The 23,952-nt window shown below is 71.5% G+C and carries 19 protein-coding genes and 1 pseudogene; 10 read left to right on the forward strand and 10 right to left on the reverse strand.

What is annotated here, in order from left to right; all coding sequences use genetic code 11:
• Positions 1–2,177 (forward strand): CHAT domain-containing protein (locus ABZ027_RS35970; RefSeq protein ID WP_356775901.1); only part of this gene is annotated, 2,177 nt, incomplete at its 5' end.
• A 100-nt stretch (positions 2,178–2,277) separates the two neighbouring features.
• On the opposite strand, the pseudogene ABZ027_RS35975 reads toward ABZ027_RS35970, so the two are convergent.
• The 6 genes and pseudogenes from ABZ027_RS35975 to ABZ027_RS36000 all read right to left on the reverse strand — a co-directional run.
• Positions 2,278–2,652 (reverse strand): annotated as a pseudogene (locus ABZ027_RS35975) (TetR/AcrR family transcriptional regulator); the annotation flags it as partial.
• A 42-nt stretch (positions 2,653–2,694) separates the two neighbouring features.
• Entirely contained in the window at positions 2,695–3,573 is an 879-nt protein-coding gene (locus tag ABZ027_RS35980) for an alpha/beta hydrolase (RefSeq protein ID WP_356775903.1), read from the reverse strand.
• 27 nt (positions 3,574–3,600) lie between these two features.
• Positions 3,601–4,302, reverse strand: coding sequence for an SDR family oxidoreductase (locus ABZ027_RS35985; RefSeq protein WP_356775905.1), 702 nt, complete (start codon positions 4,300–4,302; stop codon positions 3,601–3,603).
• An 87-nt stretch (positions 4,303–4,389) separates the two neighbouring features.
• Positions 4,390–5,634 carry a hypothetical protein gene (locus ABZ027_RS35990; RefSeq protein ID WP_356775907.1) on the reverse strand — a complete coding sequence of 415 codons (1,245 nt, stop codon included), beginning with the start codon at positions 5,632–5,634 and terminating at the stop codon, positions 4,390–4,392.
• Positions 5,631–6,080 carry a DUF6114 domain-containing protein gene (locus ABZ027_RS35995; RefSeq protein ID WP_356775909.1) on the reverse strand — a complete coding sequence of 150 codons (450 nt, stop codon included), beginning with the start codon at positions 6,078–6,080 and terminating at the stop codon, positions 5,631–5,633. Before ABZ027_RS35995 ends, ABZ027_RS35990 begins: the two co-directional genes overlap by 4 nt.
• Positions 6,081–6,128: 48 nt before the next feature.
• Positions 6,129–6,743: a DUF6230 family protein gene (locus ABZ027_RS36000; protein ID WP_356775911.1), complete on the reverse strand. Its 615-nt coding sequence runs from the start codon at positions 6,741–6,743 to the stop codon at positions 6,129–6,131.
• A 284-nt stretch (positions 6,744–7,027) separates the two neighbouring features.
• Between ABZ027_RS36000 and ABZ027_RS36005 the strand changes: the two genes are divergently transcribed.
• From ABZ027_RS36005 to ABZ027_RS36035, 7 genes are all read left to right on the forward strand, one after another.
• Positions 7,028–7,720, forward strand: coding sequence for a MerR family transcriptional regulator (locus ABZ027_RS36005; protein WP_356775913.1), 693 nt, complete (start codon positions 7,028–7,030; stop codon positions 7,718–7,720).
• Positions 7,721–7,910: 190 nt separating this feature from the next.
• A complete protein-coding gene (locus ABZ027_RS36010; RefSeq protein ID WP_356775915.1) occupies positions 7,911–9,059 on the forward strand; it encodes a 4Fe-4S binding protein in 1,149 nt (382 codons plus the stop codon).
• A 108-nt stretch (positions 9,060–9,167) separates the two neighbouring features.
• Positions 9,168–9,737, forward strand: a complete 570-nt coding sequence (locus ABZ027_RS36015; RefSeq protein ID WP_356775917.1) for a TetR/AcrR family transcriptional regulator — start codon at positions 9,168–9,170, stop codon at positions 9,735–9,737.
• 675 nt (positions 9,738–10,412) lie between these two features.
• Positions 10,413–12,515 carry a glycosyltransferase gene (locus tag ABZ027_RS36020; protein WP_356775919.1) on the forward strand — a complete coding sequence of 701 codons (2,103 nt, stop codon included), beginning with the start codon at positions 10,413–10,415 and terminating at the stop codon, positions 12,513–12,515.
• Between the two features lie 15 nt (positions 12,516–12,530).
• Positions 12,531–13,697 carry an LCP family protein gene (locus tag ABZ027_RS36025; RefSeq protein ID WP_356775921.1) on the forward strand — a complete coding sequence of 389 codons (1,167 nt, stop codon included), beginning with the start codon at positions 12,531–12,533 and terminating at the stop codon, positions 13,695–13,697.
• A gap of 214 nt (positions 13,698–13,911) precedes the next feature.
• Positions 13,912–14,763, forward strand: coding sequence for a hypothetical protein (locus ABZ027_RS36030; RefSeq protein WP_356775923.1), 852 nt, complete (start codon positions 13,912–13,914; stop codon positions 14,761–14,763).
• Between the two features lie 145 nt (positions 14,764–14,908).
• Positions 14,909–17,071, forward strand: a complete 2,163-nt coding sequence (locus ABZ027_RS36035; RefSeq protein WP_356775925.1) for a SpoIIE family protein phosphatase — start codon at positions 14,909–14,911, stop codon at positions 17,069–17,071.
• A gap of 361 nt (positions 17,072–17,432) precedes the next feature.
• Here the strand turns inward: ABZ027_RS36035 and ABZ027_RS36040 are convergent, their stop codons facing one another.
• The 3 genes from ABZ027_RS36040 to ABZ027_RS36050 all read right to left on the reverse strand — a co-directional run bounded on the left by ABZ027_RS36040 (position 17,433) and on the right by ABZ027_RS36050 (position 20,993).
• Positions 17,433–18,617, reverse strand: a complete 1,185-nt coding sequence (locus ABZ027_RS36040; protein ID WP_356775927.1) for a type III polyketide synthase — start codon at positions 18,615–18,617, stop codon at positions 17,433–17,435.
• 333 nt (positions 18,618–18,950) lie between these two features.
• The gene (locus ABZ027_RS36045) at positions 18,951–20,114 is read right to left on the reverse strand and encodes a cytochrome P450 (protein WP_356775929.1); all 1,164 of its coding nucleotides are present in this window, start codon (positions 20,112–20,114) and stop codon (positions 18,951–18,953) included.
• Between the two features lie 93 nt (positions 20,115–20,207).
• A complete protein-coding gene (locus ABZ027_RS36050; protein ID WP_356775931.1) occupies positions 20,208–20,993 on the reverse strand; it encodes a hypothetical protein in 786 nt (261 codons plus the stop codon).
• A gap of 386 nt (positions 20,994–21,379) precedes the next feature.
• On the opposite strand from ABZ027_RS36050, the gene ABZ027_RS36055 reads away from it, so the two are divergent.
• Entirely contained in the window at positions 21,380–21,991 is a 612-nt protein-coding gene (locus ABZ027_RS36055; protein WP_356775933.1) for an RNA polymerase sigma factor, read from the forward strand.
• Between the two features lie 167 nt (positions 21,992–22,158).
• The gene (locus ABZ027_RS36060) at positions 22,159–23,067 is read left to right on the forward strand and encodes a hypothetical protein (RefSeq protein ID WP_356775935.1); all 909 of its coding nucleotides are present in this window, start codon (positions 22,159–22,161) and stop codon (positions 23,065–23,067) included.
• 35 nt (positions 23,068–23,102) lie between these two features.
• Here ABZ027_RS36060 and ABZ027_RS36065 read toward each other — a convergent pair whose 3' ends face one another.
• Positions 23,103–23,840: a flavodoxin family protein gene (locus ABZ027_RS36065; RefSeq protein WP_356775937.1), complete on the reverse strand. Its 738-nt coding sequence runs from the start codon at positions 23,838–23,840 to the stop codon at positions 23,103–23,105.
• Positions 23,841–23,952 lie beyond the last annotated feature (112 nt).

A 23,952-nucleotide genomic window follows, 5' to 3' on the forward strand; every position in this document is an offset into this window, starting at 1 on the left:
GGGCCGCGGCTGTCGGGCAGTTGTGTGACCTGCTCATCCAGCGCTTCGACCACGCCGGGGACCTCACCGACCTCGACGAGGTCATCAGCCTCCACACCGGCGCCCAGAGACGGCATCGCGGCCCCGTCCACGAGGCCCCCGGCGCAGCAGCCGCAGGGCGTGCCCTGCAACGACGCGCTCGGATCAACGCGTCACGGGACGACGCCCAACTTGCGTTCCGCAGTCGGCTGCAGGCGGACTTGCTCGGCGCGGGCAGTGGGCGCGACCCTGCGGTGCCGCTACTCGGCCTGCTCCTGCCCGGCGCGTCGGCAGCCGAGCTGTCCCGGCTGCGGAACGCCCCGGACCTGGCTGAACGAGTGGACCAGTTGCACCGCCTGATCGAAGCGCTGTCCTGGAAGGTGGAGCGGGTCGAGCGCACCGGGGCCGCCTTCGCCAGGATCAATGATGAAGTGATCGAGGCGCAGACCTTGCTGCTGCGCGCGCTGCCGGAGGACGAGCCCGCGCTCCACCGCAGCGAGCACGCCATGGTTCTCGGGCTTGCCCTGGAGGAGCGGTACAGCCGCGACGGCAACCGCGAGGACGCCACCCGGGCACGATCACTGCTGGCCGAAGCGGCACGTACGGCGGGAATGCCGGCCGAGGAACGCATCATCTGTCTGCGGGTGGAAGGGGAGCTCGCGGCGGGAGACGGCGACTGGACGGCGGCCCTGGACGCGTATCAACTCGCCGTCGATCAGCTGCCGTTGTTTTTTGCGCGCCATCTGCCGCGGGCCGATCATCTGCGGTTGCTGGCGAGGCACTACGGGCTGGTGACCGAGGCAGCCTCCGCGGCCGTCCGCGCCGGCGCGCCACGACGGGCCCTGGAACTGCTGGAGCGAGGCCGCGGCCTGCTCATCGGCCAGGCCCTCGACGTACGGGAGCAGGACGAGAACCCGGAGCTGCTGCGGATCGCGGAGGAATTGTCCGTGCTCGCCGACCGGGTGCCCGCATCCGGGAACCCCGCGGAACCCAGCCCGGTGGACCGCCGACGGGAGCTCGCGCGCGCCTGGGACCTGGAGATGCAGCGCATCCGCTCGGCCGGAGGCGGTGGACCGGCGCCATGGGGTCCAAGCACCTTCGAGGAGCTGCGTCGCGCGGCGGACGACTGCCCCCTGATCGTCGTCATCGTGAGCTCTTTCGGCTCCGACGCCCTGGTGCTGGCGGAGGGATCGTTGAGCGTGGTCCCGCTGCCCCGGCTCACCGTGCGGGAGCTCAACGCCCGTGTGGACGACTGGTATGGCGTGCTCCCTTTCGCGGAGGCCAGTCCGCTGGACGAGGAAGCCTGCGTCGCGGCGCAGGAGCCGCTGCGGGAGGTACTGGGCTGGCTGTGGGACGCGGTGGCGGGTCCCGTGCTGGACCGGCTTCCCGGGGCCGGACGGGTGCGGTGGATGCCGACCGGTGCCCTGTCCTTACTTCCGCTGCACGCCGCGGGACGCCAGGGTGACGGAGCTATGGACCGGGTCGTGTCCTCGTACACGCCGACGATCCGGCTGCTGTTGCGGGGCCGGGGCAAGGGTCCGGCCGAGTTTTCCGTAGGTATCGTCACGGCCCCGCAGCAGGAAGGGCTGCCCCCATTGCCAGGCCTGGCCCGGGAAGCAGCCTGGGTGGCAGGCGCCTTTCCGCAGGCCGAGGCAGCCGGAAGGCTCGTGCGTCTGGAGGGCTCCGATGCCACCCCGGCGGCGGTGTTGGACCTGGTACGGCGGGGTGGCTGGCTGCACTTCGCGGGGCACGCCGAGGCTGGCGGGCCGGATCCGACACAGGGAGCGCTGCGTGTGTGCGGGGGCGGCGTCCGCGTCGCTGAGCTGCTGTCGTCGCCGGTATTGGACGGGGAACTCGCGTATCTGTCGGCCTGCTCCACGACACAGTCGGACCCGTCGCCCCTCACCGACGAGGTGATCCACCTCGGTGCAGCCTTCCAGACCGCGGGCTTCCGGCAGGTCATCGGGACACTGTGGCGAGTACCCGACGGCACCGCGGCGGCAACAGCGCGTCTGTTCTACCGGGAGATCGGTACGGCCTCGCCCGCGCAGGCGGCGGACGCGCAGGTCGCACGCGCCCTGCACCGCACCCTGGCGGAGCTGCGTCGCCACCACCCACTCCTGCCGAGCCGCTGGGCGGCGTACGTGCACCTCGGATAGAGGAACGAGTCCGAGGGAACCTGGCGCAGCTGGGCCTAACGGTTGTCGAGGATGCCGGCGGTGTCGTGCAGGACCACGCTGTGCTGCAGCGGGATGCGTCCCATGCGGAGACGGCCGCGAGGAACAGGCTGTCCCCCTGCACCGGCTCGCGCACGCGCCCCGTCCGCTGAGCGGCGCGCACGTAGTCCTCGGTGGCGGTGATGACGGTGTCACAGGGGAGTGTGAGCGGGTTGTCCGGATCCTGCGTCCTGGCCACGGCCATGAGCGGTTCCGGCAGTCCGCTGAACGCGCTGAGGTACTCCTCCAGTGCGCGCAGCCACTGCGCCAGGGTCTCCTCGACATCGCCGGGCCCCGCGATCTCCTCTTGGAGCGCCACCAGCTCTTCGGAGCGCGTCTGCAGCACGGCCGCGAGCAGCGCTTCCCGGGTGGGGAAGTGCCGGTACAAGGTGCCGGGGCCGACGCCCGCCTGCTTGGCCTGATGACTCAGCCCGGACAGAGAGAGCTGTCCGTCCCGGGGTCAGGCCACCGCGTTCAGCAGGTCGGCCAGTACGTCGGGCCGTTCCAGGGCGATGAAGTGGCCGGCCTTCGGCACCTGCGTGAAGTGGGCGGAAGGCAGCAGGTGCCTGTTGGCCTCGCGGTCCGAGGGGCGGGACCAGTCCTTCTCGCCGTAGACGAGGTGGACGGGGGCCTTGACCTCGGGGTAGCGCGAGCGGGCGGCGATGAGGCTGGGCAGGGCCTGGTACACGGCTCTCGCGACGGTCGGGTAGCCGGGGCGTCTGCCCACCTGGAGGAGTTCATCCAGGTAGTCCTCGCGCAGCGCGCTCCGGTCGCCGAGACCGCCCTGAAGGATTCTGCGGAGGGCGGGCTTGGGTTCCACGCCGGCGATCACCGGGCCCACTCCGGAGGTGAGGACACCGGTGACCACCACGCGGGCGAGGAGAGAGGACCGGGCGATGCCGTCGCGGAAGTCGTACGTGTTCACCGCGACGACGCGCCGGACTCGCTCAGGGAGGTCGGCGGCGGCGGTCAGGGCGAGCACCGCTCCCATGGACTCCCCCGTCAACGTCACGTCGTGGAGGTCGAGTTCGGTGAGGAGCCGCTTGACGCCCGCGCGCATGGACGGCTCGTCGTACGACGCGCCGGGCACGATCTCGGAGTAGCCCATCCCCGGCAGGTCGAGGGCGTACACGGTGTACCGGTCCGCGACCAGGGGGACGAGGCGGCGGAAGTGCTCGGCCTGGGTGCGCACGGTGTGCAGCAGGACCAGGGGAGCGCCGGAGCCCGCCTTGAGGTAGCGCAGTGTTCCCTCACGGCTGCCGCGTCCCGCACGTGGGGCGATGGTGTGGCTGGTGGTCCCCGGAATGTGGATCGTGGGACGTGACTCGTGGCTGGGCATCTCGCCGACTCCTCGGGTGTGAACGCGTTACTTCGCCAGCTGGGCGTACAGTCCCGCCAGGTCGCCGGACAGGCCCGCCTTGACCTGCCGTGAGATGTCGTCGGCGAGCACCTCGTGCGCTCCCGACTCGACGCCGTCGAGGGCGAGTGCGGCGACGTCACGGGGGTCGGACTTGGGGGCGTCGACGCCTGTCGTCAGGTCCGTGTCCACATAGCCGACGTGCAGTCCGGTGACGGCGATGCCGCGCGGCTGGAGCTCCAGGCGCAGGGAGTTGGTCTGCGACCAGAGGGCGGCCTTGGAGGCGCTGTAGGAACCGCCGAGGGCCAGCCAGGAGAGCACCGAGTGCACGTTGAGGAGGTGGCCGCCGCCGTTGCGCTCGATGACCGGCACGAAGGCGCGGGTGGCCAGCAGGGGGCCGTAGAAGTTGGTCTCGAACTCCCGGCGTACGTCGTCGACCGGGGAGTCGAGGAAGGACGCGCCGACCGAGGCGCCGGCGTTGTTGATCAGCACGGTGACGTCGTCCGCCAGCGCGGCGGCCGCCGCCACGGAGGCCGGGTCGGTGACCTCCAGCGCCACCGGGACCGCGTCGGGGTGCGTCACGCTGCGCGGGTCGCGGGCCGTTGCGTAGACCTTGGCGGCACCGCGCGCGTACAGCTCCTCCACCAGGGCCTTGCCTATGCCTCGGCTGCCGCCGGTGACGAAGACGGTTGCGCCCTTCAATGCGGTCATGATTGCCTCCGGAGAATGGGAAACCGATTGGTTTCCATCACCGTAAACCGATCGGTTTCCATGTGCAAGTCCCGGCGGGTCCCGGCTTCACCGAGGCGTTCCGTACCCGTGGATCCCCGGGATGACGAGTTCCCCGCCCGTCTGTCCTGCCTGATCTATGTCGGCGTCGTCCAAGCCGAGCCGGAGCTTGAGGTCGAGCTTCCCGGCCGTGTCGTAGAGCCACTCCGGAACCGTGTCGGGGGTGAGGTGGAGGCGGAGGGCCGGGGGCAGGGGGATGCCTTGGACGCCGGAGAGGGTGCCCTTCAGGCTCTCGACGTACATGGTGATGCGGTCGCCTCGCAGCGTGGACGTCGAGCCGGGCGCTCCGTCGATGTGCTGGATCTCCGGGCCGACGGGTACGGCCAGCTTCAGGTCGCCGATCGTGACGGACGCCGCGGAGAACTTGAGCACCCGCTTGGGTCCGGCGGCCGTGTCCACGGTCACCACGCCGCCGAAGACGAGGTCGCGCAGTTCGAGGCGGCTCCCCTTCAGGTTCCAGGACTCGGCGGGGAATCGGACGGCGTTCTCGTCCTCGGGAGCCTTGAGATCGCTGATGTCACAGGTGCGGGCGCCCCTCGTGGAGTCCGTGGCGGGCTCCGTGGCGGGCCCCGGTTGGGACGACGGCGCAGACGGCTCAGTGGTCCGATGGGCGGGGGTGGGTGAGGCGTGAGGTGCGCTCGGTGGCGCGTCGGATGCGGTGGGTGGCGCGTCGGATGGCTCCGTGGTGGTCGGGGTCGTAGCGGTCGGGCCCCGTTGCGAGGGACTCGTGTCGGGTGCCGGACTGCGCTGGTCGGTGTCGCCGTGGAGGAGGGAACCGAGGACGTCCGCGAGGCCGTTGGGGGCAGCGGTCGGGCTCGATGAGGCGGTCGGAGCTGGGGTCGGGCCCGTCTCCCCGTCCGCCACCCGCTTCGGCGGCTTGACCGGCTCGTCGCTCGTGGGGGCACTGGGCGTGCCGGGAGCAGCGGAGGGAGTGGGTGCCGTGGCAGAGGGCGGCGTGGCAGAGGGCGGCGTGGCAGGGGGTGACGTGTCGTCGGGACGGGCGCAGTCGACGCCGCCGCCGGGCGCCTCTTCGGGAGCCGAATGAGCCGCGGTGGCGCTCGTGTCGAGCGCGGGCGGACGCTGACTTGCCAGGACGAGGACGGTCGGCAGCGCGGTCAGTGCGAGAGCCTTCCCGAGCGGCAGGCGCAGGCGGGTCAGCGCGGACGTACGGGGAACGGCGTGGCGGCCTTTCGTCGGCCGGGCGTAGGGGGGTCCTACGGCCTCCCCGCGGAGGTCGGGCGACTGGTCGGTCATTCCCCGGCCCTCCCCGGCAGTTCCTCGGCGTCGTCGGACGTGTCCACCGGGCCCCACGCCAGGGCCAGGAGTCCACCCGTGGCCGCGCACAGCGTGCCGACGAAGAATCCGCCGAAGTTCGAGATGGGGAGCGACAGCACGCCGAGGAAGATCGCCACGCATCCGGCGAAGAACCTGATGACCGGCTGGAACCACAGAAGTCCGCCGAGGACGATCAGCGTCAGGCCGATGACCAGGGATCCGGCCCCCGCGGTGGTGGACATCGCCACGGACAGGGCGCCCAGGGAGAGGTTGAAGTAGGGCAAGTAGATGATCGGCGCGGCGGCGAGGAGTACCAGCAGGCCCGCCCAGAAGGGGCGGGTGCGCCGCCAGGTCCGGAAGTCCCGGCGAGCGCGGGCGAAGCCGCTGTCGCTGTGGAGGTGTGCGGGTGCGTCGGCACTCGTCATGTGGAGGTTCCCAAGTCGTCGTCGGGTCGCGGGGGTTGGGGGGCGCCGTCAGAAGCAGTCGTGGCGGCCGGCCACGATGTTCATGTGCAGGCCCGCGAGTTCGAACGTCCCGGCTGAGGTGGCCCAGACCCGCTGGTGGGCGTCGATGATCTCGATCGAGTCCGCCTGCTGGGCGTAGCCGTCGGGATCGACGTGATCCTTGGGGTTGACCTGGCCCTTCGTGATGGAGCCGGTGGCGACGCCGATGTCGACGTTCCTGAAGGTGCCGGACTTGGCCTGGAGGTCGGTCATGTCGATGTACAGGTTCTTGGCCTTGACCGCCGTACCCGATCCGCCTGCCTTGAGCGACATCGTGTAGGTCCCGAGCATGGGAATGTCCACCGGCACGGACTGGCACATGTCGGTGATCTTCGCGTTCTTCATGGCCGAGACGGAGACGGGTACGCGCTTGCCGTTCTTGGCGACGTCCACCGTCGCGTAGTTGGCGAATCCGGAGCCGCTCAGGGAACCGGCCGAGACCTTGAACTCGGATCCGGAGATGCTGAACGAGGCGGCCAGCACGCCCTGGGCCATGGAGACGGCGACAGCCGCCGTGGCGACCACCGTCGGCACCGCACCGACGGCGAAGCGCTTCCAGTGGATCCTGCCGATTCGCTGGGACATGCGTGGCCCTTCGTTGTCGAGGTGTATGAGATGTGCGAGATATACGAGATATGCGAGATATACGAGATACGTGAAATGTGCGAGATGTATGAGCTATGTGGGATGTACGAGATGCAGAGAGGTGAGCGAGGTGTACGAGGTGAGTCGGGGCCGGGTGCGCGGAAACGGCACACCGAGAAGCGCTCGATAGTTCCACTACCGAGCGCTTGATAGTGGCACTATCGGGCTGGGTGGGGCAACCCCCGGTAACGCGATACTGGGGACAATTGAGCGTGAGGGAGCGCATGAGGATTTCAGAGCTCAGCCGACGGTCCGGGGTGCCGGTGGCGACCATCAAGTACTACCGACGGGAGGGACTGCTCCCCGAGGGACGGGCGCTGAACCCGACCACGGTCGAGTACGACGAGGAGCACATCCAGCGGCTGCGTCTGATCCGTTCCCTCATCCAGCTCGGCGGACTGTCCGTCGCCCGCACCCGTGAGGTTCTCGAGGCCGTCGAGCAGCCGCTGGACGCGTTCGAGACCCTGGCCGTCGTCCACCACGCCCTGCCGGTTCCTTCCGCGGAGACGAGCGACAAGGGCGGCGAGGACCATGGGGGTGCTGCCGACGAGGCGGCGTCCGGCGGAGCCGTCGGGAGGGTCGAGGCCCTCATCGAGAACATGGGCTGGCAGATCTCCGACGCGTCACCGCACCGCCCGGCACTCGCCGAGAGTCTCGCGGCGCTGAGCCGCCTCGGCACCGACTACACGGCCGACGACCTCATCCCCTACGCACGGCTCGCCACCTCCACGGCGGACCTGGATTTCGCGCAACTCGAAGGGATCGAGGACCAGATCGCCCTCGCCGAGCGGGCGGTGGTCCTCAGTGTGCTGTTCGAGCCGGTCGTCAGGCTGCTGCGGCGGCTGGCCCAGGAGGACGCGAACCACCGTCGCCACGATCGCCGCGCGTGCGGGCGGGGGGAGCAGACGGCGGAGTGAGTCCACGGCGGGATGCCGACGGGGCACGGGCACCCCACTCGCAGGTTCGGCCCGCGGCGACATCGACTGCCCGAAGGAGCGGCTCGCGACTCGCGCTTGCACCCGAAAACCGATCAGTTTACGGTGGTGAAACTGATCGGTTTCTCGCCGTGAGGGCGAGTCTCGCACCCGAATCCCCCAAGGAGTACGGATGACTGCCGCGCGCGACGCCGACGGGCAAACGACGGCCCCGGCCCAGGCCCAGGCCCAGGCCCCCAGGCTTCCGGCGAAGCTGGCCGCCCACCCGTCGGTCCAGGCCGTACTCGCCCGGCGGAGCGCCGGTGACACGGTGAGCCCGCCCGCAGTGATCGACGCGGCCTGGCTGCGCGAACTGTGCCTGGCGGCCGGCGCGGACGACGCGGCCGCGGTCAGCCTGGACCACCCCGACCTGGCCGGCGAGCGCGAGTACGCGCAGTCGGCGCTGCCCGGCACCCGCACCCTGATCGCGATGGCGGTCCGGATGAACCGCGACAACTGCCGCTCCCCCGCCCGCAGCGTGGCCAACCAGGAGTTCCACCAGACCGACGAACAGGCCAACCACGCCGCCCGCAGCGTCACCCAGGCGCTCCAGGACGCCGGTTACCGCGCACTCAACCCCTCCGTCGGCTTCCCTCAGGAGATGGACCACTTCCCCAGCGAGCGGATCTGGGTGGTGGCACACAAGACGGTCGCGGTGGCCGCCGGGCTCGGCGTGATGGGCCTGCACCGCAACGTCATCCACCCGAAGTTCGGCAGCTTCGTCCTGCTCGTGACCGTCCTGGTGGACGCGGAGGTCAGCGAGTACGGGCAGGCGCTGGACTACAACCCCTGCATCGACTGCAAGTTGTGCGTCGCCGCCTGCCCGGTCGGCGCCATCGCCAAGGACGGCGCCTTCGACGCGCTGGCCTGCACCACGCACAACTACCGTGAGTTCATGAGCGGGTTCACCGACTGGGCGCAGACCGTGGCCGACAGCGAGGACGCCGCCGACTACCGCTCGCGGGTCAGCGATTCCGAGAGCGCCTCCATGTGGCAGAGCCTGAGCTCGCCGCCCGGCTACAAGTCCGGCTACTGCGTCGCCGTCTGCCCCGCCGGCGAGGATGTCCTGGGCCCCTACCTGGACGACCGCAAGTCGTTCATGGACACCGTGCTGCGACCGCTGCGGGACAAGAAGGAGACGCTCTACGTCCTGCCGGGCTCGCACGCGCAGGAGTACGCCCGGCGCCGCTTCCCCCACAAGCCCGTCAAGGAAGTCACCGGCGGCTGGCAGCCCCCGGCGAAACGCTCCGCGTCCGGCGACCGGGACACCCGTACGTCATGAGCGGCGTTCACCCCTTCCGCGTCCGGCGCGCCCCCCGACCGTGACCGTGCCGACCACGCCGAAAACCGATCGGTTTTCATTTCGTCCACTTCGGGTTAACCTCGCGGTATGACCACCGAAGTGAAGCTGAGCCCCAGGGAGCGGTTGCTGGAGGCGGCAGCCACACTCACCTACCGAGACGGCGTCAGCATCGGCGTCGAGGCGCTGTGCAAGGCGGCGGGGGTGTCGAAGCGCTCCATGTACCAGCTGTTCGAGAGCAAGGACGAACTCCTGGCAGTGAGCCTGAAGGAGCGCGCCTCCGCCTACGCGGCGACTCTCCTGCCCGCGGCGGACGACGGCCGCTCCCCCCGCGAGCGGATCCTGCACGTCTTCGAGCAGGTGGAGTCGCAGGCGGGGGCGCCCGAGTTCCGAGGCTGCCGGTACCTGGCCGTGCAGATCGAACTCAAGGACCAGAGCCACCCCGCGAGCCAGGTCGCCCATCAGGTCAAGGCGAACCTGACCGCCTTCTTCCGCGCCGAGGCCGAGCAGGGCGGGGCAAGCGATCCCGGTCTGCTGGCCCGACAGCTCAGCCTGGTCTTCGACGGCGCAAGCGCCCGCGCGGGTATCCATGCCGACGACCTCACCGGCCTCGTCGCACCCACCGTGACCACCCTGCTCGACACGGCAGGCGTGCGCTGACGCGTCACCCCTCCAGCACACTCCCGCACCGCCCGGGACCCGCGTCTGCTTCAGCATGCGCCTGTCGCCGTACCGCACCGGCGCCGTGAGCCTGATGACCGCACCGGAGGCGGAGCGGCGTGCGCGGCCGGGCCGGATGGTCGTCACATACCGCGCTTGTCTTCCGCCTGCCTCGGCGCCCCCGCGCCGCACACCGGACGAGTGGCTGAAAACAGGCGGCGCGGGCGCGGCGTGACCTCCAGGAGGTCCCCTTCGAGGGAGGGGCAACAAGGGCCCACTTCCCCCTATCCACCTAGTCCAGCGCACCGGCGAGGCCCAGCGTCACACCCTCCGGGGGACGGTGGCCGGCACCTGGTTTCGGACACACCCACGGCATCGCCTGTGGCTACACTCGCCCCCCATGCAACAGCTCGGCCGGAAGACAAACCAGCAGATAACGCATCGCCCTTCATCCGGTGTCAACACCTTCGACAACCCTGTGAAGAGCAGGTGGAGTGTCACAGCGTTCCTCGCTGTCCGTGCCGTCAGACCGGCGTCCCGCACCGATGCGCGCGGTCTTCGGCACGCGCCCGGCCCGCCGGTCCGCCCCCGGCTCGGATCACCCCCGGCCGCCCCCGACTCCCGCTGGAGGGGCCCGGATCCAGCCGTGATTAACGTCACCCCGGGGAGCGTGGCTTGAGCCGCGCGGCCCGCCGTCGGCACGCCCGTTCCCGCGAGCCCCGCGGTCACTGGCGGCTACTGGCCCTCACCCTGCCCGTCGTCCTCGTCGCCCTGGTCTTCGAAGGCTGGAGCAACCACGAGGTCGACGCCGCCAAGTCCCGGATCCCCTGCACCAGACCGGTGCCCGGGGCCGTGGAGAAGAGCGGACCGGTCCTGCGCCGTATCAGCGGTGCCGACGACGTCGCGTCCTCGGCCATGCCCGCCCGTACCGTCGCGCTCACCTTCGACGGCGGCCCCGACCCCGTGTGGACCCCGCGCATCCTCGACCTGCTGCGCGAGCACCACGCGCACGCGACCTTCTTCGTGTACGGCGCCCAGGCGGCCCGCCATCCCGACCTGATCCGGCGGATCCTCGCCGAGGGCCACGAGATCGGGTCCAACACGTATACGGGCGCCGACCTCGGATCCTCGTCCCGGGTGCGCACCGCGATGGAGCTGACGCTCACCCAGAAGACCCTCGCCGGTTCGGCGGGCATCCGAACCAGCCTGCTGCGGATGCCGCTGACGACCCAGGTGGACACGCTGTGCGGCGCCGAGTGGACGGCGGCCCAGCGCGCCGCCGCGGACGGCTATGTGCTGGTCGCCGCGGACCGGCCCGACCGTGATCCGGCGTCCGGCACGGTCCGCCAGTTCAGCCAGACGGACCTGGCGTACCGGGAGGCGAAGGACCTGCTCGGCAACCGGCACGCCAAACGGTTCACCACCGTCACGGACGCGCTCGGCATGCCCCTGGCCGACACCGCCGTGCCGACGACCGAACGGTGGCAGGGCAAGGCGCTGATCTGGGCGACGACCGCCGGTCACGCGTTCACGCACACCATGACCTGGGTGCTGTTCGCGCTGGGCGCCCTGGGCGTGCTGCGCCTGCTGATGCTGACCGTCTTCGCCCGTGCCCATGTCCGGCGCCTGACCCGCTTCCGCCCGGGCTCGCCCTGGCTGCGGGAGGTCGCCGCACCTGTAACGGTGCTCGTGCCGGCGTACAACGAGGAGGCCGGCATCGAATCCACCGTCCATTCGCTGCTCGCGTCCACGCACCCCCACCTCGAGGTCATCGTGATCGACGACGGCTCTACGGACGGCACGGCCGACCTCGCGACCTGGATCAACGACCCACGGGTGCGGGTGATCCGGCAGCCCAACTCGGGCAAGGCGGCCGCGCTCAACACCGGCCTGGCGCACGCCTCGTTCGACATCGTCGTGATGGTCGACGCCGACACCGTCTTCGAACCCGACGCCCTGCACCGGCTCATCCAGCCGCTCGCGCATCCGGCCATCGGCGCCGTCAGCGGCAACACCAAGGTCGGCAACCGGCGCGGGCTGCTCGGCCGGTGGCAGCACCTGGAGTACGTCTTCGGCTTCAACCTCGACCGGCGGATGTTCGAGGTCCTGGAGTGCATGCCCACGGTTCCCGGAGCCATCGGCGCGTTCCGCCGGGACGCGCTGCTGGGCGTCGGCGGGGTCAGCGAGGACACCCTCGCCGAGGACACCGACCTCACGATGGCCCTGTGGCGGGCCGGCTGGCGGGTGGTCTACGAGGAGTCGGCCGTCGCCTGGACCGAAGTACCCACCTCCCTGCGGCAGTTGTGGCGGCAGCGCTACCGCTGGTGCTACGGCACGCTCCAGGCGATGTGGAAGCACCGCGGAGCCGTCCTGCAGGTGGGTACCGCCGGACGCTTCGCGCGCCGCGGACTGACGTATCTGATGACCTTTCAGGTGGGCCTGCCGCTGATCGCCCCGGTCGTCGACCTGTTCGCGCTGTACGGGGCGCTGTTCAGCGACCCCACGCAGTCGCTGGGCATCTGGCTCGCCTTCCTCATCATCCAACTGCTGTGCGCCGGTTACGCGTTGAGGCTCGACGGAGAAAAACTGCGGAGCCTGTGGTCGATGCCGTTCCAGCTCTTCGTCTACCGGCAGCTGATGTACCTGGTCGTCATCCAGTCCGTGTTCGCCCTGCTGGGCGGCACCCGGCTCAAGTGGCACCGCATGCAGCGTGCGGGTACCGCCGCCACGGAACAGCTGAGACAGCCGGTCGCCGCACGGGAGTTGTCGTCGAGGTGATCGGGGGTGGAACCCATGAGTGACTGGAACGGGCGGACGCAGGCGCCCCATGTGATCACAGGGCACGTCGTCGGACCGGCGGAGGAGACACGGCCGTACGAGGAACCCGTACGGCGACCGCACCAGGAGCGGCCCGGGGGTGGTCACTCCCGCGGCACGCGGCGGCCCTGGGTACGTCCCAGCCGGCGGCGCCGGATCGCCCGGCTGCTGGCGCCGGCGCTCTGCGCACTGCTCCTGGCCGGCGGTGGCACATACGCCTGGGCGGACTTCGAACTCGACCGGTCCGTCGACCTCGGTGCGGTCGGGGACCGTCCGCCGCAGGGGAAGGGGACCACGTACCTCATCGTGGGCTCCGACAGCCGGGACGGCCTGTCCGAGCAGGCCAAGGAGGATCTGCACGCCGGCGGGGGCGGCGGCGGCCGCACCGACTCGATGATGCTCCTGCACACCGGCGCCCACGGCACCACGATGGTGAGCCTGCCCCGCGACTCGTGGGTGACTCTCCCGTCGTACCTCGACCCCGACACCGGCAAGCGGCACCGCCCGGCGAAGGACAAGCTGAACGATGCCTACTCCCTGGGCGGCGCCGGGCTGCTGGTGCGGACCGTCGAGCTCAACACGGGCGTCCGCGTCGACCACTACGCGGAGATCGGCTTCGGCGGCTTCGTCGGTGTCGTGGACGCGGTCGGCGGTGTGGACATGTGCGTGGACCGGACCATCAAGGACGCGAGGTCGGGCCTCGACCTGACGAAGGGCTGCCACACCCTGGACGGCGCCCAGGCCCTGGCCTTCGTCCGCCAGCGCCACCAGGAGGCCGAGGGCGACCTGGGGCGCAGCCGGAACCAGCAGAGGTTCCTCGCCGCGCTCGCCCACAAGGCGGCCACACCGGGCACCGCGCTCAATCCGTTCCGGGCCTACCCCCTGCTGGGCGCGGCGCTGAACACCCTGGTGGTGGACAAGGACATGCGACTGAGCACCCTTGCCTCGCTGTTCGAGGCGATGAGGAGCGTCTCGTCCGGAGATGGCAGGCAGCTCGACGTCCCCGTGGCCGACCTGGGGATCAGTACGTCGAAGGGCAGTGCCGTGACGTGGGACGCGGCGAAGGCGAAGGAGCTGTTCACCGAGCTGAGGAACGACCGGCCGGTGACCGTCGAGGAGGAGAACCGGCCGGCCGGCGGATGATCACCGCGGCGCGGGGCCGGCGCAAGGCGGCGCGTCGGCGAACCGACGTCCACAGCTGAGGTGTTGCTGTGTCACGGCTGTGCCACGGCGGTGTCGTGAAGGGACGACGGGCGTGACCTGCGGGCTCCTGGACCCCTCATGATCAGTACAGACCGGGGACCGGCGCGGAACGCCGCCGTTTCCCCATCGCCCGCCTTGGAAGGAACCTCCCTTGATGAACCGCCACCTGCGCAAGGCCGTCGTCGCCACCGCCGCGATCACCGCCGGGCTGCTGATGACGGCGTGCCAGAGCGGCACCGACAACTCGTCCGGCAAGAACGGATCGGACGCGGCGGCGGTCGCGGAGAAGGTGTCGGGCTCCAAGAACTCCAAGGGCGTCAGCGGTTCCTTCGAGAACGGCAAGGTCACCTATCTCGCCCCGGGCAAGTACATCGTGTCCGTACCGGGCAAGGGCGACCAGCAGTTCCTGGTGGCCGACGACACCGAGGTCTACGGCGTCGGCACGATATGCGGCGAGGCCGGGTCCAAGGTGGACGCGCCCTGCACGCTGGACCAGCTGGAGGCGGCTGCCAAGAAGGGCGCCGTGAACGCCGACGTGAAGATGAAGAACGGTGTCGCGACGCTGGTGAGCGAGCGGCGTGCCGCCCAGCAGGGGGCCGGGTCGGGGGCCGCGTCCGGGTCGGGGGCCGGGTCCGGCTCTGACTCCGGGGCCGGCTCCGGGTCTGGCTCCGACTCCGGCTCGGGCTCCGGCTCCCGCGAGACCGCCGTCGAGGGCATCAACGAGGGCAAGGGGGTCAGCGGAACCTGGTTCGGCAACGTCTCCTACCTGGCGCCCGGCAAGTACACGGTCTCCGACATGAAGGGCGTGGAGCAGCAGTTCTTCACGGCCGAGGACACCAAGATCTGGGGCTACGACGACATCTGCGACGCCGTGAACACGGGTCCCGGCGGCGAGGGCGGCGCCGAGTGCACCGAGGCCGAACTGGAGACGGCCGCCAAGAAGGGCTTCAGCGCCGAGGTCGTGATCAGCAACGGCATCGCGACCAGCATCCGCGACGACCACTGAGACGACCACTGAGACGACAGTGGGCGAAGCGGCCCGCAGTGTTATTCAATGAGGTGTGCGGTCAGGAATCTCGGTACCCCGTCGCACAGGCTCGGGTCCGGTCCCGGCGCTGTGCCGGGGTTGGCGAGCGAGCTGAGGGAGCCGCATGGACTCCACATCTTCGCCCTCGTCTTCGTCGCCGTTCGACCTGGTCAGCAGCGCCCTGGGACGCTACATCCCGCGGGGCGCGGCGGCAGCGGCCGGCGGTTCGGCCTGCCCGCAGGACGATCGCACCGCCCGCCGAGGCATCCACGCCGACCCGGCGCCGGGCCGTCAGGAGCAGATCCTCGGCGCGGTCAATCTGGACTGTGACCTGAGAATCACCCGCTGCAACCTGGACGCCCCCGTCTTCGCGGGGCTGGACGCGGTGGCCGGGAGTTCCTTCCTCGACCTTCTGCCTCCCGGGGACGTACCGACGGTCACCCGGCGGTTGCGGCAGGTCCTCGAGACCGGTGAGGCGCATGTCGCCCGGGTCCAGCGCCTGCGGCGTCGCGACGGGTCGGAGCTGGTGGTCTCGATGAGCATCCTGGCCGCCGCGACGCCCCAGGAGGGCCTCACCGTCTCGCTGATCGCCATGGCCAGGAGGCTGCACCTGTACGCCGCCGAGACCGCGATCGGCACCTCGCTGGACATCGGTGAGACCGCGCAGTCGCTCGCGGAGTCCCTGCTGGCGTGGGGAGACGTGGCCGCCATCGACCTCGACTTCGCCGTGTGGACGGGCGACGTGGTCCCCGAACAGCCGCAGGGGCGGATCCGGCTGCGGCGGGCGGCCCTGGTCCCGGACCGGGCGTGGCCCGACGGCTACGTGACTCCCGGCGACGATCTTCCCAGCGACGCCAGTCGCCTGCTGTCGCAAGCGATACTGCGTGACGACGCCGCGCAGGCCATCGTCATACCCGACCGGAAGACGATCGAGCGGGTACTGGGCAGTCCGCGGTTGGCGCGTGCCCTTGAGCCCGGTGACCAGGTGTCGGGTGTGGCGTGCATACCGCTGGTCCTGGACGGTGCGCCGCCCGTCGTGCTGGGCGTGGCGGAGGTCTGGCGGCGGGCGGACCGGCCCTTCCACGACAGTGAGCTGCTCGACCTGCAGGAACTCGTGGCCAGGACCTCGCATCACGTCGACCTGGCCCGTCAGCACCAGCGCGAGCACAGGCAGGTGCTGGCGTTGCAGCGGCGGCTGCTGCCACGGACCGGCGACGACTCCGTCGAGACCGCCAGCGTCTACCAGCCCGCCACCCCCGACAGCGCGGGCGTCGGCGGTGACTGGGTGAACAGCTTCCCGCTGGCGGACGGCCGTACCGCGCTGGTGGTCGGTGACGTCGTCGGGCACGGCCTGGGAGCCGCGGCGACCATGGGACAGCTCAGCATGGAGGCCCGCGCGCTGCTGTCCGCGGGGCTGGCACCCGACGAGGTGCTGGAGCACCTGGACGAGACCGTGTCGTTGCTGGACGACCCGGACTCCGGGCTGGCGGCCGGCTACAGCGCCCTCGGGTCGACCTGCTGCGTCGCCGTGTACGACCCGGTCAGCCACCAGGTGTCGCTGTCCAGCGCCGGCCATCTCCCCCCGGTCCTGGTGCCCCCGGGCGGCCCCGCCGGACGGTTGCCGGTCCGCCCCCACCCCGGGCTGGGCGCCGAGTTCGCGCTACGGGAACCGTTCGACGTGCACACCTTCGCCGCGCCCCCGGGCTCGCTGCTCGCCCTCTACACCGACGGGCTGGTCGAGGATCCCTCCCTGTCGATCGACGAGGGCATCGACAGGCTGGCGGACGCCGTGTCCACGGTGCACCCCTGGGACGCCCTGCCGCAGGCCGCGCGGCGCCTGGTCTCCACGCTGGCGCCTGTGCACCGGCGCGACGACGTGACGCTGTTGCTCGCGCGCATGATCGGCTACCGCAAGGGGGACACCGCGACCTGGCGTCTGGCCGCCCGCGCCGACGCGGCCGCCCGGGCCCGCGCACTGGTCCGCGCCCTGCCGGCGCAATGGCACACCGGGGACGACATCCGGGACGACGTGCTGCTGGTGGTCAGCGAGCTGGTCACCAACGCGGTCCGCTTCGGCCGCGGGCCCCTCACGGTACGGCTGATCAGGGCCGGTCACGGGCTGCTGTGCGAGGTGGGTGACACCGGCAACGGCAGGCCGCGGCTGGGCCGCACCGCGCTCCTCGACGACGGTGGCCGCGGCCTGCACGTCGTGCACGGGCTCACCACCCGGTGGGGGGTGCGGTGGACGGACACCGGCAAGGTGGTCTGGGCGGCCTTCACGAGGTGACGCGGGTGAGGGGGCCTGGTGTGAGGGTGGGTCGGCGTGAGGGTGGGCCCGGCGGCGTGCGCTCCTCGGGCTGCGCGATCGGCGGTACGGGCGGCAGGCCCGGTGGGACCGGCCGCCCGTCCCCTCCTCCAGGTGGCGAGAGCTCGTACTAGGGGGTGTCCGCAAAGTCGCGTCGTCCGCCCGAAGGGCGGGCCCTGCGGCGTCATGGGGGTCCCCCCGCTCGAGCGAAGCCGAGAGTGGGGGAGCGTGCTCTCGGCGTGCCGGGCGGACGCCCGCGTACTGGTCGTACTCGGGTGTTCGCCCGGTGCGGCGAGAGTGCGTGCCGGGCGTCGCGGGGCAGGCGGGACTTTGCGGACACCCCCTAGAGCCACTCGCCGGCCACCGACGTGGCCGTGAGGCCCGGGGCCGCCGCGTACAGGACGGCACGACTGCCCGGTTCCTGCCCGGAGTCGTGTGCCCTGCGCAGGATGTCGAAGACGGCGGCGCCTCCGCGGTTGCCGCTGGTGTAGCTGTCCCGGCTGTAGTCCAGCAGCCCCGACGGCCACGCGTCGGGCATGGTCTGCTCCATGTACTCCAGCACCCGGGTCCCGCCGGGGTGCGCGAGCAGGACGTCGGGGTGCCAGGAGTCGGGGTCGTCCTGGTAGCGGAGGCGCAGCCACTCCCACATCGCGGTGACCGTCTCCTGCACGGCGCGCGGCCCGCGCCGGTCCATCACGAAGTGGGTGCCGTCCGCCCGGGTCTCCAGGCGGTGCAGGTCCTGGGTGCCGGGCAGGGTGTGGTGCCAGACGGCGTCCAGCCGCAGCACCGACTCGGGTCTCGGGCGGCCGGTGACCACCGCGGCGACCGCGGTGTCCGCGAACAGCAACCGGACGATCAGGGATTCCAGGGTGTCGTCCGCGGGCTGGTAGGTCGTGCTCAACGCCTCCGCGATCACGACCAGGACCACCCGGTCGGGATCCGCGGCCACGAGATCCGCCGCCAGCGCCAGGGACCGGGTCCCGGCGACGCAGGCCCACTGCGTGGCCGGCAGCAGCATCACGTCGCCCCGGAGCGGGAGCGTGTCGGCCAGGGCGATGTCCAAGCCCGGCAGCGCCGGGGTGGTGGAGTGACTGGTGATCAAACAGTCGACGTCCGCGGTGTCCAGCCCGGCTGTCTGCAGGGCCCCGCGCGCCGCACGCTCCCCGTAGGACCGCACGGCCTCCCAGGCCGGCGCGGTGCGCTCCTGGACGGTCTGCGGCGTGGGTATCGCCTCGAGGGCGGCGATCACACGGTCCACGTCCTGCTCGGTGAACCCGTCGCGGGCCAGCGCCTCTCGGGCCGGGCCGATACCGGCGGCGTGCAGGGCGCTCCCGTTGCCGGGCGCGACGGCGGTCTCCAGCGGCAGCATCCACCCGCGGGTCTCGATGCCCGTACTGGCCGCGATGTGGTCGATCCGCGGCGCCCACGCCGCGTGCGGGTGCCGGTCGCGCACCTCCGCCACGATCTGACTGGTCGTCACGGGGTGCTCGCCGTGTATCACGGCAGGAGGGCACAGGTAAGCAGACACAATTGCGCCTTTCTCAGGAAAAAGGGACATAACGTCGCAAGTGCCGCGCGACGGCCGCTGCGGCACTACACGTCCAAGTCGATGCCGATACGCCCCGTTTAGGGCGTTGGCGTCCGGTTGAGCATGGACGCTAAAGGGACATTTCCGCTGTGACCCAGGCAACTTGGACCAGCTTTGGAGTGCGTGACACGGCACACACCGCTGGGCAAGGGGTCGGGGAGATCAAGGGCCGGGTCGCCGTAGAACTGCACGGCGGCGCGCCCTTCCTGGCGGACGCTCAGCTGAAGGCAGGCACGGCGGGTACGGGGGGCACGGCGGGTACGGCGGGTACGGCTACCACCGCACGTGCAGGGTGGGCGGCTTGCGGAAGACCAGGCCGTGCGGGGCGGTGGGGTGGTCCGGGTCCAGGCGCAGGGCGGGCAGCCGGGCGAGGAGACGCTGGAGGGCGACGCGGGTCTCGAGCCGGGCGAGATGCGCGGCGATGCAGTGATGCGGGCCGTGCGCGAAAGCCAGCTGGAGACGGGCGTTCTCGCGCCGGACGTCGAACCGGTCGGGGTCGGCGAAGACGGCCGGGTCGCGGTTGGCCCCGGTCAGGGAGACGGTGACGCGGTCACCCCGGCGGATCGTGGCCGGGCCGAGGGCGGCGTCGCGGGTGGCATAGCGGTCCACGACCGCCGCACCGGGTTCGAGACGCAGCGATTCCTCGACCGCGCCGTCCAGCAGATCGTCGTCGGCCTGGACGAGGGCGAGCTGGTCGGGGTGGAGCAGCAGGTGCAGCAGGGCGTTGACGATCATCGCCTCGGTGGTCTCGATGCCGCCGAACATCAGCACCGCGGCGTTGGACGCCACCTCGGGCAGCGTCAGCCGCTCGGCGGCGGCGCCGAGAAGGGAGGAGCGGCCCGGTTCGGCGACGGTCGCTTCCACAGCGGTCCGCAGCCCCGCGTACGCCGTGGCACCGCGGGGATCCTCCGGCCGTCCGGAGCTGATCTCCGAGACCGACCGCACGATGGCGTCGTACCAGGACAGCACCGTAGCCGCGGTGACGCCTTCCAGCCCCAGGGCCTCCGTGACGACGGCGACAGCGAGCGGACCGGCGAAGGCACGCCGCAACTCGGCGGCGCCCGCGGGTTCCAGACCGGTGATCAGCCGGTCGGTCTCCCGCTCGATGAACGCGGCGAAGCCGTCACGCACCGCCCGGGGCCGGAAGGGAGCGTTGAAGGGTCCGCGGTGACGCGCGTGCCGGTCACCGTCCAGGGACAGCATGCTCGGCCCGACGACCTGCGCGGTGGAGAACCTGGGGTCGTCGACGGTGAAGGTCGCGGCGTCGCGCATCACGTCCAGGGCGAGGTCGCGGCGGGTCACCAGCCAGCCGTCCAGCTCGGGCAGCCAGGACACGGGCTCATGAGCCCGGAGCAGCGCCAGTCGTGGGTGCGGATCCCGGGCGAGTTCGGCGAGCGTGGTCGCGGCACCGAGCGGGAACGAGTCGATGCCTTTCATCGCGAACCACCCGGCCTCGGGAAACCGATCACGGTCGAGGATAACCAGCGCTGCTCGCAGCGAGAGCGGGCACAGGGGGCCTGGATTGCCGTCTCACTTCACGGGCTTGTGGGATGAGCCGAGGGCGCGTCCCCTGGCGGAGGGGGTGAGGGTGGCGGTCGGGGTCGGGGACGTGGTCCTGGTGGGCTCCGCGGTGGGCTCGGACGTGGTCGCGGGGGCGGTGGGGGACGCCGAGCCGACGGTGGGACCGGAAGGTACCGCGGGGGCAGTGGGGGAGGTCGAGCCTTCGGTGGTCCCGGGAGGCTTCGGCGCGCCTGGGCGGGAGTCCTGCTGCGCCTTGGCGGAGCTCGGGCTCCCGGCGGAGGGGCCCGTGCCGGGCGCGGAGTCGGGTGCTGTCGCGCGGGGTGTGCCCGGGTGCGTGGAGTCCGGCTGCGGGGCGAAGGAGGAGCTGATGCCGGGGCCGCCCAGCATCGCGCTGATCAGCAGGGCGACGTAGCCGCCGGCCGGAATCACCAGCAGCCTGGTGGCGCGGAGCAGACTGCGTGGACGGCGATGGCGTCGCCCCGGGGATTCGAAGAAGACGGGCCGCCCCGACTCGCTCGCCGACGCGTCCGGCTCCGTGTCCGTGGCGGGAGGGCCGAGTGGGTCGAACTCCGGAAACGGCACGGTGAGGACGTCACCGTGGGGAGAGTCCCACGGTGAGGGGTCCCACGGTGACGTGGCGGTGCGGGCGGCGCCGCCGTACTCGTAGCCGTGGCCATACCCGTACTCGGCGCCGTCGCCGTAGGACGGAACCTCGCCGTACCGTCCGCCGATGTCGTTCGTCCCCTGCACGAGTCGTGACCCCCTGTCCTGGTCGACCGACGCGGTCGCCCACATGGAAAGAGCGCACTCGGCCGGAAGTGTTACACCTCGGTCCGGGGAGCGGCCGGAACCCCGTGCAGTGGGCGGGGTTCCGGCCGCGCCGTCCCTCTCCGTGGCACTCCCGGGGGGACAGAGGAGCCAGGGAGAGGGGTCCGAGAGGGGGGTGGACGCGGTGCCTGGGTCCGCTCGGACGGTCGTCCTGGCTTCCCGCACGGACCCTGGCCCTCCAGAAAGCGCAGGGCCGGCGAGAAACGTCACCCGGCCGTGGCCGGACCCGTGAAGGACGCCGGTGGATTGTGACACTTCGGTGAGCACGGACGCTGGTCATGGTGGGGCCGTCGAAGCGACCGGAGCGCGGCGGACGACATGAACGTCATGAACCGGTGCGAACGAGGACAGTCTTGGGCCAGGTACGGCAGACCCGGCGCGTACAGGCGTACGACGGAGAACTGGGCGCGGCCGTCGCGCGGGCCCAGGACGGTGACGAGACCGCCTTCGCGGTCGCCTACCGGATCGTGCAGCCGGGCCTGCTCGGCTACCTGCACGGACTCGTCGGCGACGATGCGGAGGACGTGGCGTCCGACGCCTGGCTGGAGATCGCTCGCGACCTCGGGCGGTTCAAGGGCGACGGTGCCGGGTTCCGCGGCTGGTGCGCGACCATCGCACGGCACCGGGCACTGGACCATCTGCGCCGCCGGCGCGTGCGGCCCCGGGCGGGCGGGACCGAACAGGACCTACTGAACCTGCCCTGTCCGCACAGCACCCACGAACAGGCCCTTGAGTCCCTGTCCACCGAGCGGGCCCTGGAACTGGTCCGCAGCCTGCCGCAGGACCAGGCCGAGGCGGTACTCCTGCGAGTCGTCGTCGGCCTGGACGGCCCCGCCGCCGCACGCGTCCTGGGCAAGCGCCCCGGAGCGGTGCGCACGGCCGCCCACCGGGGGCTGAAACGCCTCGCCCGTCAGCTGGGCGTCGGGAGCGGGACGGACGCGGGTGTGACGGATGAGGCTTCCTGAACGCTGGGTGAGTCGACATGCACGACGACGGCACATGAACGACGACGGCCACAGTGGGCACACCGGTCGGCGGTCGGCGGAAGCGGCGGTCGGGCCCCAGGATCCGACGCCCCGAACGAATCGAACCCGTCGGACCGGAACGGCAGCGGACAGGAACGGAAGCGGACATGGGTGAACGGATGAACGGCGGCGCAGTTCCGGGCCGTCGACACGTGCACCCCGGCGGTGGCGCGCCTGATCCGTGGGATGAGCGTGACGCCGCCGCGCTGGAGACGATGCTGGGCACCGCCATCCGCGCGGGCGAGCCCGACCCCGAGGCCGAACAGCGGGCCGTGGCCGCCTTCCGGACCGCCCACGGCGCGGGCGCGTACCGGGCGCGCACCCGACGCCGGGACGACTGGCGGCTGCCCGCGGAGCGGCGTTCCTGGCGCCCGATGAGGATCACGTTCGGCGTGGTGTTCGCCAGCCTCACCCTGGGTGGTGCCGCGGTCGCGGCCATCGGTGCGGTCGGCTACTCCGAGGACGACGCCGGTGCAGCCCGGGGGACCGGGTCCCCGTCGGCGGTCGCCCCGGACAGGCCGGGCGGAAAGGCCTCGTCGTCGGCGTCCGCGGGTCCCGGATCGACGGGCGGATCGGCGGACGCTCAGGACGTCGAGGCCCACTGCCGCGCCTACCAGAAGGTCAAGGACCGCGGCAAGGCGCTCGACGCGACGGCCTGGCAGCGGCTCGTCACGGCCGCCGGCGGCCCGGCCGAGGTCGACGGCTACTGCTCCGAGCAGCTGACCCGGGCGGAAGCCGCGCCGAGCGCACCGGCCGGCACGGGCGGACCCAGCGGGGGCGCCTCGGATGTCGGCAACGGGGCGGCTGGGAACACCGGCACGTCCGGCGACGGCAACGGCACGGCGGGCAACACCGGCACGTCCGGCAACACCGGCACGTCCGGCAACACCGGCACGTCCGGCAACACCGGCACGTCCGGCGGCAACCCCGGCGGCACGGACAACGCGGCCGGGGACAGCGGCCGAGCGAGCGGCGGCCAGGGCAGCGGCGGCCAGGGCAGCGGGAAGCACGGGTAGCCTCCGCGCGTCCGCCGCCCCGGCGACCGGTCTCCCTACCGGTGTTCGGGGTTCTCGAAGTCGTGTCGGCAGCCGGCGTCCCAGGCGGTGCGCTGGTTGCCGTAGGCCGGGATGCCGCCCAGGTCCTTCAGCGCCCGCGCGAGATGCAGCAGGTTCCAGGTCATGAAGGTGGTGTTGCGGTTGGTGAAGTCGTTCGACGGGCCGCCCGAGCCGGGGTCGAGGTAGGAGGGGCCGGGGCCCGCCTCGCCGATCCATCCGGCGTCCGCCTGCGGCGGGATGGTGTAGCCGAGGTGCTGCAGGCTGTAGAGGACGTTCATGGCGCAGTGCTTCACCCCGTCCTCGTTGCCGGTGATCAGGCAGCCGCCGACGCGGCCGTAGTAGGCGTACTGCCCGGCCTCGTTGAGCAGGCTGGAACACGAGTAGAGGCGCTCGATGACCTGCTTCATCACGGAGCTGTTGTCGCCCAGCCAGATGGGCCCGGCCAGCACCAGGATGTCGGCCGCGAGGACCTGCCGGTACAGCTCCGGCCAGACGTCGCGCTCCCAGCCGTGTTCCGTCATGTCCGGCCAGACGCCGGTGGCGATGTCGTGGTCCACCGCCCGCAGGACGTCGACCCGCACTCCCTGCGCGTCCATGATGGCGGTGCTGCGGTCGATCAGCCCCTGGGTGTTGCTGGTGCCCGGCGAGCGCTTGAGGGTGCAGTTGATCACCAGGGCACGCAGGTCGTCGTACCGGGCGGGTGGTACGTCGGTGGCGGGCGACGAAGCAGTCACGAAGTCCTCCCAGAGGCCTGCCTCCGCACGGCACGCGGGGCGCGTCCACAGTCGGATCCAGCGTGCGGGCGGGGCGTGGCGGGCGCCACCAGGACACGTCCGAACGGCCCTG

It is taken from the genome of Streptomyces sp. NPDC006332, from assembly GCF_040612855.1.
GTDB lineage: Bacteria > Actinomycetota > Actinomycetes > Streptomycetales > Streptomycetaceae > Streptomyces.